Annotated in this window: 14 protein-coding genes; 11 read left to right on the top strand and 3 right to left on the bottom strand. The window is 55.2% G+C overall.

Annotated features, from left to right (window positions below):
• Positions 1-47: 47 nt before the first annotated feature.
• Positions 48-929, bottom strand: coding sequence for a putative 2-dehydropantoate 2-reductase (locus tag GHO41_RS09720; protein WP_256678707.1), 882 nt, complete (start codon positions 927-929; stop codon positions 48-50).
• Between the two features lie 176 nt (positions 930-1105).
• On the opposite strand from GHO41_RS09720, the gene GHO41_RS09715 reads away from it, so the two are divergent.
• Both GHO41_RS09715 and GHO41_RS09710 read left to right on the top strand, forming a co-directional pair.
• Positions 1106-1591 carry a YajQ family cyclic di-GMP-binding protein gene (locus tag GHO41_RS09715; protein WP_018926510.1) on the top strand — a complete coding sequence of 162 codons (486 nt, stop codon included), beginning with the start codon at positions 1106-1108 and terminating at the stop codon, positions 1589-1591.
• Positions 1592-1802: 211 nt separating this feature from the next.
• Positions 1803-2645 carry a mechanosensitive ion channel family protein gene (locus tag GHO41_RS09710; RefSeq protein WP_153329542.1) on the top strand — a complete coding sequence of 281 codons (843 nt, stop codon included), beginning with the start codon at positions 1803-1805 and terminating at the stop codon, positions 2643-2645.
• A 263-nt stretch (positions 2646-2908) separates the two neighbouring features.
• On the opposite strand, the gene GHO41_RS09705 is transcribed toward GHO41_RS09710, so the two are convergent.
• A complete protein-coding gene (locus tag GHO41_RS09705; protein WP_048370573.1) occupies positions 2909-4189 on the bottom strand; it encodes an OprD family porin in 1281 nt (426 codons plus the stop codon).
• Between the two features lie 789 nt (positions 4190-4978).
• Between GHO41_RS09705 and GHO41_RS09700 the strand changes: the two genes are divergently transcribed.
• The gene (locus GHO41_RS09700; RefSeq protein WP_048370571.1) at positions 4979-5410 is read left to right on the top strand and encodes an HIT domain-containing protein; all 432 of its coding nucleotides are present in this window, start codon (positions 4979-4981) and stop codon (positions 5408-5410) included.
• On the top strand, positions 5407-5613 hold the full coding sequence (locus GHO41_RS09695; protein WP_048370570.1) for a SlyX family protein: 207 nt from the start codon (positions 5407-5409) through the stop codon (positions 5611-5613). The genes GHO41_RS09700 and GHO41_RS09695 overlap by 4 nt, the downstream gene beginning before the upstream one ends.
• Positions 5614-5679: 66 nt before the next feature.
• Here GHO41_RS09695 and GHO41_RS30545 read toward each other — a convergent pair whose 3' ends face one another.
• Complete coding sequence (locus tag GHO41_RS30545; RefSeq protein WP_048370568.1) at positions 5680-6282, bottom strand: cold-shock protein; 603 nt, start codon at positions 6280-6282, stop codon at positions 5680-5682.
• Between the two features lie 822 nt (positions 6283-7104).
• Here GHO41_RS30545 and GHO41_RS09685 point away from each other — a divergent pair.
• The 7 genes from GHO41_RS09685 (at position 7105) to ruvB (ending at position 13049) form a co-directional block, all read left to right on the top strand.
• The gene (locus GHO41_RS09685) at positions 7105-7467 is read left to right on the top strand and encodes a ribbon-helix-helix domain-containing protein (RefSeq protein ID WP_048370565.1); all 363 of its coding nucleotides are present in this window, start codon (positions 7105-7107) and stop codon (positions 7465-7467) included.
• A gap of 178 nt (positions 7468-7645) precedes the next feature.
• The gene (locus tag GHO41_RS09680; protein WP_048370564.1) at positions 7646-7867 is read left to right on the top strand and encodes an FmdB family zinc ribbon protein; all 222 of its coding nucleotides are present in this window, start codon (positions 7646-7648) and stop codon (positions 7865-7867) included.
• Positions 7868-7976: 109 nt separating this feature from the next.
• Positions 7977-9752, top strand: coding sequence for an aspartate--tRNA ligase (aspS, locus tag GHO41_RS09675; protein WP_048370563.1), 1776 nt, complete (start codon positions 7977-7979; stop codon positions 9750-9752).
• Between the two features lie 119 nt (positions 9753-9871).
• Entirely contained in the window at positions 9872-10618 is a 747-nt protein-coding gene (locus tag GHO41_RS09670; RefSeq protein WP_153330745.1) for a YebC/PmpR family DNA-binding transcriptional regulator, read from the top strand.
• A gap of 128 nt (positions 10619-10746) precedes the next feature.
• Complete coding sequence (gene ruvC, locus GHO41_RS09665) at positions 10747-11271, top strand: crossover junction endodeoxyribonuclease RuvC (protein ID WP_048370560.1); 525 nt, start codon at positions 10747-10749, stop codon at positions 11269-11271.
• Between the two features lie 110 nt (positions 11272-11381).
• On the top strand, positions 11382-11990 hold the full coding sequence (gene ruvA / locus GHO41_RS09660; protein WP_048370816.1) for a Holliday junction branch migration protein RuvA: 609 nt from the start codon (positions 11382-11384) through the stop codon (positions 11988-11990).
• Positions 11991-13049: a Holliday junction branch migration DNA helicase RuvB gene (gene ruvB / locus GHO41_RS09655; RefSeq protein WP_048370557.1), complete on the top strand. Its 1059-nt coding sequence runs from the start codon at positions 11991-11993 to the stop codon at positions 13047-13049. It abuts the gene before it with no gap.
• The last annotated feature ends 113 nt before the right edge of the window (positions 13050-13162 follow it).

The following is a 13162-nucleotide window of genomic DNA, read 5'->3' as shown; positions in this document are numbered from 1 at the left end:
CACAATGACCGCATAAAGAAGAACGAAGTCGCAGGGTAGCGCGGGCCTCAGTTGCAGGGCAATCCGCGCTGCTTCAGGTGGTCGATAAGTCGCTGATGCAGGTCGTGTAATTGCGGTGCGGCGAACTGTCGCTGGTGTGCGGCTTCGCAGGCGTAACCCAGCAAGTAGCTGATTTCGGTGCGCCGGCCTTGGGCGACATCCTGGTGCATTGAAGAGTAGTTGTTAGCCGTGGCCTGAATCACTCGATGTACTTCGGCATTCAAATTGTCTGCCGCTTCGGCCTGGTCGCAGCGCTTAAGCAAGGCAGCCAACTCGTCACACAGGGTGTCGACCTCGGCGCGGTGCGCCTGCAAACCGCCATTTCGGCAGTTGTACAGTACCGTCAGCGGATTGATCGCACAGTTCAGCGCCAGCTTTCGCCACAAGCGGCTGAGAATCGTCGGGCTCCATTCGTGGGCGATGTGGCTGCGTTGGAGGTCTTCGAGCCAGTGCGGTGCTTCGCCCTGACGGGTATCGCCCAGCCAGGTGTGGCCCGCTCCGGCAAAGACCACGCGCCAGTCGCTCTCACGAAATGCGCCTTCTGTGCTGGAGGCAAAAATGCAGCGTACCTGGGGCACGCTGGCCGCCACCGCCTGTTGGCTGCCAAGGCCATTTTGCAACAGCACCACATCGGCACCGGGTTGAAGCCGGTGGTCAATCTGCGCGATGGCGAGTTCGGCGTCATACGCCTTGCAGGTGACCAGCAAACGCTCGATCGGCTCGTCAGCCTCAGGCAACTGAGCGGTGACGGGCAGCAGGTGGGTTTGCTCGCCTTCAACTAGAGTTAAGCCGTGGGCGGCTTCGTAGGCGTGCAGGCGCGCTGCGTTGCGCACGATCAATGTAACCGGCAACCCCGCTCTCGCCAGCCGGGCGGCCCACAGTGTGCCCATGCTGCCGGCGCCCAGAATGTGCCAGCGAGTAGGGGCAGATCTGCAGTTAAAAGGTGGCATGTGTGCTCGCAAGTGAATGACGTGGAAGAACCGCTATAATGCCCGCGCATTTTAACTGTCAGGTCAGGCGCGCTCCATCTGTGTTGTGCGCGCCCTTTAAAGAGTGGAGAAATTACATGCCGTCGTTCGACGTGGTATCCGAACTGGACAAACACGAAGTCACCAACGCAGTCGAGAACGCCGTCAAGGAGCTGGACCGTCGTTATGACCTCAAAGGCAAAGGCAGCTTTGAGTTCAAAGAAAAAGACCTTACGGTGAATCTGACCGCCGAGGCGGATTTTCAGCTCGAAGCCATGATTGAGATCCTCAAGCTGGCATTGGTCAAGCGCAAAATCGACGTGCAGTGCCTTGAAGTCAAGGATGCTTACGCATCGGGCAAGCTGATGAAGCAAGAGGCGGTGCTTAAGGAAGGCATTGATAAAGAGCTGGCGAAAAAGATCGTTGCTCACGTCAAAGACGCCAAGTTGAAGGTGCAGGCAGCCATTCAGGGTGAGCAGGTTCGTATCACCGGCAAGAAGCGTGATGACCTGCAAGAAGCCATTGCAGCCCTGCGTGCCAAGACGTTTGACATGCCGCTGCAGTTCAATAACTTCCGCGACTGATCACGGCCAGGGAACCTGTGGCGATCATCGACGTCCGATTTTCCTGGGCGCGGCTTAAACGATTGAGCGTGAGCGTTCAATCGTTTGGGTCTGTACGACATGTCTTCGAGTGAAGCTTAGGTGCGGCGACGGCCTGAAGCATCACTGAGCATGGACATATCGGGTACAGAGCCTGAACAACGTCACCGGATATCGGTATTAGGAGAGATAAATGGATCTGAACGCGGAAATTGATCACCTGGTCAAGACCTCGCAGGCCTGGCTTCCAATGATTATGGAATACGGTAGTCGTGTGTTGCTGGCGCTTATCACGCTGGGTGTTGGCTGGTGGTTGGTTAATCGGCTAACTGGCAAGTTGAGGCAGTTGCTGGCAGTGCGCAAGGCTGATCTGGCGCTGCAAGGCTTTATCAGTACCCTGGTTAATATCATTCTCAAGGTGTTGCTGGTGGTCAGCGTCGCCTCGATGATTGGCATCCAGACAACCTCATTTGTGGCTGCAATCGGTGCTGCTAGCTTGGCCGTTGGCCTGGCGTTGAAGGGCAGTCTTGCCAACTTTGCGGGTGGGGTGCTGATTTTGCTGTTCCGCCCGTTCAAAATCGGTGACTGGATCGAAGCGCAAAGCGTGAGCGGGACCGTCGACAGCATTCAAATTTTCCACACGGTGCTGCGCACCAGTGACAACAAAACCGTTATCGTGCCCAACGGCAACCTGTCCAACGGCGTCATCACCAATTACAGCCGGCAGCCGACGCGCAAGGTGGTGTTTGATGTGGGTGTCGATTACGAGGCAGATTTGCAGAAGGTGCGTGAGGTCTTGCTGGCCCTGGCTGACGACCCTCGGGTGCTGAAAGAGCCAGCGCCAGCCGTGGTTGTGACCGCCTTGGGCGACAGTGCAATCACCATGTCGCTGCGTGTGTGGGTTGATACGCCCAACTACTGGGATGTCTTGTTCATGTTTAACGAACATGCCCGCGACCGCTTAAAAGCGCAGGGTGTTGATATTCCGTTTCCGCAACGGGTCGTTCGCGTTGTGCAGGAAGTGTCTGCGGGCTAATTGTTAATTCGATAGTCAGCTATTTAATAGGCACAAAAACAATTAAAGGGACTTCGGTCCCTTTAATTGTTTCTGGGGTGTGTAAGACATATCTGAAGATGGACTCGGAAGTCAGCTTTGAGTGAGTGATAATTGCTTGCATTTATGCTTGTTAGTTAGCTTCCTATATATAAGCGTAATCCGCAGGCAATAAAAAACCCCGCACCTGAATAGATGCGGGGTTTTACTGAACAATGCGGGTAATGACTGCCCGAAGGCGGTTATTACAAGATGTTCAGTGGGTATTCAACGATGATACGAACATCGTTGTTGTCAGTGTTGCCGCTGTCTGCGTGGTAGTTACCGTTGTTGCGGTAAACAGCGCTACGCAGGCGGAAGGACAGGTCTTTGGCCGGGCCTTCTTGCATCACGTATTTGCTCTCGAAGTTGAACTCGTGTTCTTTACCTTCGCCCGTGTCGGTGTTGATGTTGTCGCCTTTAACGTAGCGAGCCATGAAGCTCAGGCCTGGCACGCCATAGGTGGCCATGTTCAGGTCGTAGCGAGCCTGCCATGAACGCTCGTCTCTGCCGTTAAAGTCGGAGTATTGCACGGAGTTGGCGAGGAAAATGGTGCCGCCGCCGTCTACGCCGTAGTAGTAACCGCTGTCACCGGTAGAGCGCTGGTGAGCCAGGGTGAACTTGTGAGCGCCGATGCTGTAGGCCGCTGCCAAGCTCCAGATTTTGTTGTCAACGTTGCCTGCCAGTTCCTGGCCTTGGCTCGAGGTTCTGTAGCCGTTGAAGTCGAAGTTCAGGGCTTGAGAATCGTCGATCGGGAAGGTGTAGTTCAGGTTGATGTACTGCTTCTTGAAGTAGTCATCAACGTCCGACGCTGCCAGGCCGCCGACGAAGTTGTCGGTGAACTGATAGGTCGCGCCGGCGATGTTGGCTGCTGGCAGGTGCAGGCTGTCATGGTACATGCCGGTCTGCGAGCTGATGGCGGTGAAGCGACCTGCGCTCAGTTCCAAGCCTTTGATTTCGTGGGAAGTAATCAAAGTACCGGTCGCCACTTCAGGCAGCAAACGGCTGTCATCGGTAGAGAAAACCGGGCTTGCAACGAACTGGTTGCCGTACTTCAGGACGGTGTCGGACAGGCGGAATTTGATAGCGCCGCCGGCCTTGGATTGAGTGTCTTCTGGCGAACCATCGCTCTTGGAAGCGAACAGGCCGTTGCCTTGACGACCGGCACCGCCGTCCAGGCGCAGGGTGCCCATGGCGAATGCATCAACACCGACACCGATGGTGCCTTGGGTGAAGCCCGAAGAGTAGTTGAGCAGTTCGCTCAGACCCCAATCTTCACGGTAACCGCTTTTGTAGCCGCCACCTGGCTTGGCAATGTTGCCAGCGCCGTTTTTGAAGTCACGGTTCATGTACAACATGCGAGTTTTGGAAGTCAGCGTGCTGTCTTCAATAAAACCTTTGGAATCGTCCTGGGACGAAGCCATTGCGAACTGTGTAGTTCCGGCTGAAACAGCCAGGGCGATCATGCTCCACTTCATCACGCGCATCGTGATTTGCTCCTTTGGTTTTAGGAAGAGTACTGCCGTCCCACCTGAATTATTATCTGGGCGGCTCTTTCTTTTTGTGTCGGCGCAAACTTATATCACGCCGACCCTATTGGCTATAGTTGCCTTCAAAAGCTTTCAGCTTCTTTACAGCTAAGTCACGAAATACACTCTACATGTCGCTCTTTGGCAGCTATGTGTCGTGCCTCGCATGTTGCTCAAGCTGTTTTTCTGAACGAGACAGCCAAATAGCCTGCTGACCCCTTATTAAAGCTCCCCTTTTTGACGGCTCAACTTTTTTGTTATTTATCGTCGGGTCGCAGCTCCCCTGCCGCGCCCCAGTCGACCTGTACCGTGTATATGCAACAAGCATGCTCAAGTCAGGTTTTGAGCATGAAAAAAAATTATCTGGCTTTTGGCGGGCTGACAGGCCCGGTTTAGCGAGGTTGAGGTGATCGCTGGCCTGCTTTGAAGGGCGCGTTGCATGCACCCGGAGGCGGCGTTGCAGCCCCAAAGATGTGCAAAATGTTACCGCTTCACCCCGGTGTGGGTAGCAGGTGACGTTTAGGTGCACTAAAACCACTCGGTCTGTGCCGTTTTGGTGCAGGAGTGTCTGGCGAATACTTGGAGCAGGTACGGCGCCCGTTGGCCATCGGCTTGCGTCCAGGGGCGAGCGCGGTGTGATGCTGAAGGCAATCAAGGGTATCCTGCACATCTGACGCTCGCAGGGCAGGCGGGTCTGGCCCGGCCTTGAGTCGAGCTTAAATTATTTGTTAAACAGGAGAGCACCCCGTGTTCATTTTGGATACACGCCTTCAAGAGGATACCTGGCTGATTGGGGATTTCCCTTTGTGCCGCTTGTTGCTTTCCAACGACTCCAATTACCCCTGGTTCATTTTGGTGCCGCGCCGCGAGGGTATCAGTGAGCTGTTTCAATTGGATGACGCTGATCAGCAATTGATGTGGGCTGAAACCACAGCGCTGGCTGGCGTGCTTAAAGAGCTTTTCACGGCTGACAAAATGAACGTGGCCACATTGGGTAACGTGGTCAGCCAGTTACACATGCATGTGATTGCCCGGTACGCGTCGGATGCGGCCTGGCCAGGTCCGGTATGGGGTAAGCATCCTGCCAAACCTTACAGTGAGGCTGATGTGCAAGTGATCCGGGACAAGCTTAAAGCGGGCCTGGGCGCTGGTTTCACGTTTGTGGAGGGTAAGCAGTGAGCCTTGAAGAGCGAGTGATGGATCTGGAGAGCCGCCTGGCGTTTCAGGACGACACCATTCAGGCATTGAACGATGTGCTGGTGTCGCAGCAAAACGCAGTTGATCGACTGCAACTGCAGATAGCGGCCTTGCTCAAGCGCCAGGAAGAAATGGGCGGGCAATTCGAGTCGTTTGAGGACGAGGCGCCGCCACCGCACTACTGAGTTTTCAGCAGGCATAAAAAAAACCGCGAAACAGCCAGGCTGCTCGCGGTTTTTTTCAGGCTGAAATCAGCGGCGCGGTAACGCTGCGATCACATCTTCAGCTTGCAGGCCTTTGTCACGGTTCATCACCGAGAACTCAACACGTTGTCCCTCCACCAATACACGGTGGCCTTCGCCACGGATGGCGCGGAAGTGGACAAAAATATCATCGCCGGAATCTCGGGAAATAAAGCCGAAACCTTTGGAGGTGTTGAACCACTTTACAGTGCCTGTATCGCGGTTGGTCATGTCGTAGGTTTGTGCGGTGGACGAAGGTGACGACTTGTAGAAACTCACGATCAAGTGCAGGGCTACAGCAATCACGGCAGGTACCAGGCTGATCAGGATCGCTGGTTGGTCGCCGATCGGCAGCAGCAGGCCGAACAGGGTGAGGGTTTGCAGGACAACAGAGAGCACCAGCAAGGCGCTGACCAGGTTTTGCAGTTGATGGCGTGGGCCTTTATTCCAGTAAGGAATGACTGGCGCCAGTGCCAGGTTAAGCAGGCCAAGAAAAGCCAGGTAAAGAGCATCAGCGTGTTGGAGGTAAGGGACAGCGTCGGATTGCAGGCTGGGAATGAAGGACAGCAGCAAAGCAGCTGCGCCCGTTAGTAGGTGAACGATTTTCAACATTTCAATTAACTCACGTTTAGACGGATCGCAAGGAAGAGCTGATAGCGCGCGGTTCGCTTCTGAAAAAAATGGAGGCGCTGGACACGCACGTGGTATCAGCCTATGCACCGTCGCCAGAGACTTGGCGAAGGCGACACGCTGCCTATTTAACAGCAAAGCTTGGGCCTTCTCAAATTAAGCGTATTGAGATGTCGAGCGCAGTGTTTGCGCGAGAAGGCCCGGAAAATGCGTACTTATGGCGAAGGCCTTGCTCTAGAGCCCTGTAGTCCACTTCTTTGTGTCGTATTGGAACGTGTCCAAATTAAAATGGGAGGCAAATATCCGAGAGCCAACGACCGTTGGTCGATTTTTTTTGTTGAGCGATAAGTATTGAGTGTGGCTTATAACGTGTAGGTTATCTGTAATAAGGGTGTGCGCAGTTAATGGGTTGTTATTAAGGGGTGGGTTAAGTTCCTATAAAGGATTACGTATAGGTATCTGGTTGTAGTGTTTAAATATCGCTGAGTAGAAGTGGTAGTTGGTATGAGTCGTTGTTGTTCAGTCTTTTTTTTGTCGTGAAGGCAAGGTGTCTCTTAATGTGTGGGATGCAGGATTTCAATGGTTCTGGCTGTGTGCGTGCGGCTGGGTCCGGCAGTGCAGGGGCTTGATTTCAGTGCCGTGCAGGAAGGGAGGGGCGGATTCAGGATGGTTGCCGAGAGTGCTCCTACAGAGATGCGGGTTAAGTCTGCTGGATAAGAAGTTTTGCATAATGTTTTATGAGGGTGTGTTCATGTTGAATCGCTATTAATTATATCTTAGGCGTTGTGATGGAGACTTTTATATATGGGGCGTTTAATACGGCAAGCAGGTGGTGGTGGGCGCTTATTGCAGAGGGCTAGAATTGATCCGGTGATTCTGGACTTTGGTATGGGGTCGGCTCAGCCACTGTCGAAGTCTGTCAGGTTAAATGGTTTTGCGACCTGCTTGCGGCTAGAAGAGATTTATTGGGAGGTGCTGTCAGATATTTCCCAGTGTAACCATTGCTCAATTAATGCATTACTGTCGTATATCGATAGAGAGATTCATTTGCGTCACGGTGGTGTGAAGAATTTCAGCGGTCTGATTCGAGTGGTCTGTGTGATGCACCTGATGAAGGGCGGTCGCTCTGCCCGGGGCGTGCTGCCAGAACAGATGTGGGTAGGGTGATGTGCGGTGTTGGGCGTCATTAAGTGTTCAGTGGCTTGCAATCTTTCAATATTCAGGCTTTCTTTGAGGTGTTAAGGCTGCTCATGCGGCTGCATTGGCTCGATTTACCAGATATAATCTCGCGCTTTGCTGTGTGGCCCCTGACGGGTTGCCGCTAACGGATTGTCGAGACACGCCAATGCCCATGTACGATTACCAATGTGCTTCCTGTGGTCATCAGCTGGAAGCCATCCAAAAGATCAGTGACTCGCCACTGGTTGATTGTCCTGCCTGCCAGGCGCCTGAGCTGAAGAAACTGCTGTCCATGCCAGGCTTTCGCCTAAGCGGAACAGGCTGGTATGAAACAGACTTCAAGACGGGCGCGAAAAAGAATCTGGCAGGCGGCGACAAGTCCGACTGAGGTTGAGCGAAAGCCCTCTGAACACAAGCGGGATCTTGCAGTCACACCAGCACCGACGGTGCGCAAGACCTCCACCGAATTACGAATTACGAGAAGTGAAACCACTACCATGATGCGCAGCCATTATTGCGGCCAACTGAACGAAAGCCTGGAAGGCCAGGAAATTACCCTTTGCGGATGGGTTCATCGTCGCCGTGACCACGGTGGGGTGATTTTCCTCGATATCCGTGATCGTGATGGTCTGGCGCAGGTTGTGTTCGATCCGGATCGTGCTGAGACCTTCGCTGCTGCCGACCGCGTGCGCAGCGAGTACGTTGTCAAGGTGACCGGTAAGGTTCGCCTGCGTCCGGCCGGTGCTGTGAACGCCAACATGGCCTCGGGCATGATCGAAGTGCTGGGTTACGAGCTGGAAGTCCTGAACGAAGCTGAGACTCCGCCGTTCCCATTGAACGAATTCTCTGACGTTGGCGAAGAAACCCGCCTGCGTTATCGCTTTATCGACCTGCGTCGCCCAGAGATGCTCGACAAGCTGCGTCTGCGTTCGCGCATGACCACCAGCATTCGTCGCTACCTGGACGAAAACGGCTTCCTGGACGTTGAAACACCGATCCTGACCCGTGCCACCCCTGAAGGTGCGCGTGACTACCTGGTGCCAAGCCGTACCCACGCCGGTTCTTTCTTCGCCTTGCCGCAGTCGCCGCAACTGTTCAAACAGCTGCTGATGGTGGCCGGTTTCGACCGTTACTATCAGATCGCCAAGTGCTTCCGTGACGAAGACCTGCGTGCCGACCGTCAGCCTGAGTTCACTCAGATCGACATCGAGACCAGCTTCCTCGACGAAAAAGACATCATGGGCCTGACCGAAGGCATGATCCGCAACCTGTTCAAGGAAGTGCTGGATCTGGAGTTCGGTGAATTCCCGCACATGACCTTCGAAGAAGCCATGCGTCGTTACGGTTCCGATAAGCCAGACCTGCGTAACCCGCTGGAACTGGTTGACGTTGCCGACCAGCTTAAAGAAGTGGATTTCAAGGTGTTCAGCGGCCCGGCCAACGACCCTAAATGCCGTATTGCCGCCCTGCGTGTGCCGGGTGCTGCGAGCATGCCGCGCAAGCAGATCGACGACTACACCAAGTTCGTTGGCATCTACGGTGCCAAAGGCCTGGCGTACATCAAGGTCAACGAGCGGGCTAAAGGTGTTGAAGGTCTGCAATCGCCGATCGTTAAAAACATCCCTGAAGCTAACCTCAATGTGATCCTGGATCGCGTTGGCGCAGTCGATGGCGACATTGTGTTCTTCGGTGCCGACAAGGCCAAGATCGTCAGCGAAGCGCTGGGCGCACTGCGGATCAAGGTGGGTAACGACCTGAACCTGCTGACCTGCGAGTGGGCGCCAATGTGGGTTGTCGACTTCCCGATGTTCGAAGAGAACGACGACGGCAGCTTCAGCGCCTTGCACCACCCGTTCACCGCACCAAAATGCTCGCCAGAAGAACTGGAAGCCAACCCGGCTACCGCTCTGTCCCGCGCATACGACATGGTGTTGAACGGCACTGAGCTGGGTGGCGGTTCGATCCGTATCCATCGCAAAGAAATGCAGCAAGCGGTGTTCCGCCTGTTGGGCATTGATGAGGCAGAGCAAGAAGAGAAGTTCGGCTTCCTGCTCGACGCCCTGAAGTACGGCGCGCCGCCGCACGGTGGTTTGGCATTCGGCCTCGACCGTCTGGTGATGCTGATGACTGGTGCTCAGTCGATTCGTGAAGTGATTGCCTTCCCGAAAACCCAGAGCGCTGCCTGTGTTATGACTCAGGCGCCAGGTCTGGTAGATGCCAAAGCGTTGCGCGAGCTGCACATTCGTTTGCGCGAACAGCCTAAGGCGGAGTAAGTCTGACCTTCAAAGGCGCATCTTCGGATGCGCCTTTGTCATTGGGTCGAGCATTTTTATTGCGGGGCCATGGCATGTGCTGAGGCCGGCAAGGTTTCATCAAGGATTCGGAGTGGGTTATGGCAGGTCATTCTAAGTGGGCGAACATCAAGCACCGCAAAGAGCGTCAGGATGCCAAAAAAGGCAAGATTTTCACCAAGTGGATTCGTGAACTGACCGTTGCTGCCCGTCAGGGCGGTGGCGATCCTGCTACGAACCCGCGTCTGCGACTGGCGCTGGACAAGGCGCTGGGCGCGAACATGAGCCGCGACATCATTGATCGGGCGATCGCGCGGGGTGCTGGCGCGGCTGAAACCGACGATATGGTCGAGCTGAGCTACGAAGGTTACGGCCCGGGCGGCGTGGCGGTGATGGTCGAATGCATGACCGACAACCGTAATCGTACGGCGGCTGCGGTGCGTCATGCGTTCAGCAAGTGCGGTGGCAACCTGGGCACGGATGGCTCGGTGGCCTATCTGTTCGAGCGCAAGGGGCAGATTTCCTTTGCAGCGGGCGTTGATGAAGATGCCTTGATGGAAGCTGCGATGGAAGCCGATGCCGATGACGTGGTGACCAACAGCGATGGCTCCATCGATGTCTTCACCTCGTTTTCGGGCTTTTACGCGGTTCGCAACGCCCTTGAGGCGGCGGGTTTTGCCCCGGCTGATGCAGAAATCGTGATGTTGCCCACCACCAGTGCCGAGCTGGATCTGGAGGGCGCTGAAAAAGTGCTTAAGCTGATCGACATGCTCGAAGACTTGGATGACGTGCAAAACGTCTACTCCAACGCTGAAATCCCGGATGCGGTGCTGGAACAGCTCGCCTGACCTGAACCCGTCTAACAGAGGCCGGAGGTGCAACGCCGCGATGATCGCGGCGCTGTGCACCTCCGGCTTCTGCCTTTAAGCTGTCCGGGTATGTGCCGGTGGGCGTCACTTCATAAGCTGCAGGCGTTATGACTCTTATTCTTGGTATTGACCCGGGTTCGCGAATCACCGGCTATGGCGTAGTGCAAGACACTGGGCGTGGCTGTGTGTACGTGGCCTCGGGGTGTATTCGTACAGGCGGCGGCGAACTGCATGAGCGTTTGCAGATTGTCTATCGTGGGGTGCGTGAGGTTATTCAGACCTACGGCCCGGTCACCATGGGCATTGAAAAAGTCTTTATGGCCCGCAATGCCGACTCGGCCTTGAAGCTGGGTCAGGCCAGAGGGGCTGCAATTGTCGCGGGTGCCGAAGAAAGCCTGGAGATTGCCGAATATTCTGCAACACAAATCAAGCAGGCTGTAGCGGGGACGGGCGGAGCGAATAAAGAGCAGGTGATGATGATGGTCATGCACTTGCTCAAGCTCACCACCAAACCACAGGTCGATGCTTCTGATGCGCTGGCGATTGCTTTGTGCCATGCGCACACCCGTTCCAGCCTGTTGCCTCATGGTTTGGGGGCGGCGCGCCGCCGTGGCGGGCGTTTGCGTCTCTGAAAAGGGCCTTTTAGCCTGATTAAACTTGCTAACAGGGCTGCACCTGCAATGATGCGGCTCTGTTGTTCTACTTGTCAGCCATTGATCTGGCCAGAGAAAAGGATCTGAACGTGATTGGACGCTTGCGTGGCACTCTGGCTGAAAAACAGCCGCCGCACTTGATTCTCGATGTAAACGGCTTGGGCTATGAGGTCGAAGTGCCCATGACCACGCTGTATCGTTTGCCTTCAATTGGTGAGCCGCTGACCCTGCACACGCACTTGGTGGTTCGCGAAGATGCGCAGTTGCTCTATGGTTTTAGTGGTAAGCGTGAGCGTGACTTCTTTCGTGAGCTGATCCGCCTGAATGGCGTCGGTCCCAAGCTCGCGCTGGCCTTGATGTCCAGTTTGGAGGTTGATGAGCTGGTGCGTTGCGTGCAGGCTCAGGACACCTCGGCCTTGACCAAGGTGCCGGGAGTCGGCAAAAAAACAGCCGAACGGTTACTGGTTGAACTCAAGGATCGCTTTAAGGCCTGGGAGCAAGTGCCGAGCATGTTTGCGTTGGTGCCTAACCAGCCGGATGCACCGGTGCCGGTGGCCAGTGCCGAGAGCGATGCGGTCAGCGCCTTGATCTCGCTGGGGTATAAACCTCAGGAGGCGAGCAAGGCGGTGTCCGCCATCAAAGACAAAACGTTGAGCAGTGAAGACATGATTCGCCGTGCCCTTAAGGGAATGATTTAAGTGATTGAAGCTGATCGTTTGATAACCGCCTCGAGTGGGCGCGACCGGGAAGACGTGCAGGATCGTGCGATTCGCCCTTTGAGCCTGGGGGATTACATTGGTCAGCCAGCTGTGCGTGAGCAGATGGAGCTGTTTATTCAAGCGGCTCGCGGGCGCGCAGAATCGCTGGACCACACGCTGATCTTTGGCCCGCCCGGTTTGGGCAAAACCACGTTGGCCAACATCATTGCCCAGGAAATGGGCGTGTCGATCAAGAGCACCTCGGGCCCTGTGCTTGAACGGCCCGGTGATCTTGCGGCGTTGCTGACCAATCTTGAGCCCCACGACGTGCTGTTTATCGATGAAATTCATCGACTGTCGCCGATTGTGGAAGAGGTCTTGTACCCGGCCATGGAAGACTTTCAGCTCGACATCATGATCGGTGAAGGTCCGGCTGCGCGCTCGATCAAACTGGATTTGCCACCCTTTACCCTGGTGGGCGCGACGACCCGTGCCGGGATGCTGACCAACCCATTGCGCGATCGTTTCGGGATTGTTCAGCGGCTAGAGTTCTATAGTACGGATGACCTGGCAACGATCGTCAGCCGTTCGGCCAGCATTTTTGGTTTGCCGCTTGATCCGGAAGGCGCCTATGAAATCGCTCGTCGGGCGCGGGGGACGCCGCGTATTGCCAATCGTCTGCTGCGCCGGGTGCGTGATTTCGCCGAAGTGCGCGCCAAGGGGCACATCACCAAGGCGGTAGCAGACCTGGCGCTCAATCTGCTGGACGTAGATGAGCATGGTTTCGATCATCAGGACCGGCGTTTGCTGCTGACCATGATCGAGAAGTTCGATGGTGGGCCGGTGGGTATCGATAACCTTGCCGCCGCCATCAGCGAAGAGCGTCACACCATTGAGGATGTGCTGGAGCCGTACCTGATTCAGCAGGGCTACATCATGCGTACGCCTCGGGGTCGAGTGGTGACGCGACATGCTTATTTACACTTTGGTCTGAACATTCCGTCACGACTGGGCGAAACCCCCGCTGTGGATGGTTTTTTGAACGCTGTGGATGATTAATTAAGCGATCCGCAGCTGATTTTTTTGCGCTTTTTGCTGTCTCAAGGGCTGGCGCTAAAAAACTTGGGTATTAAAGTCTAAGAAGCGTAAAAAACAGTGGTTTGGCGGATTGG

The organism is Pseudomonas sp. FSL R10-0399, assembly GCF_009600165.1.
GTDB classification, from domain to species: Bacteria; Pseudomonadota; Gammaproteobacteria; order Pseudomonadales; family Pseudomonadaceae; genus Aquipseudomonas; species Aquipseudomonas helleri.
Note: the sequence above shows the minus strand (reverse complement) of the source record. Positions and strands in the feature narration are given on the sequence as shown.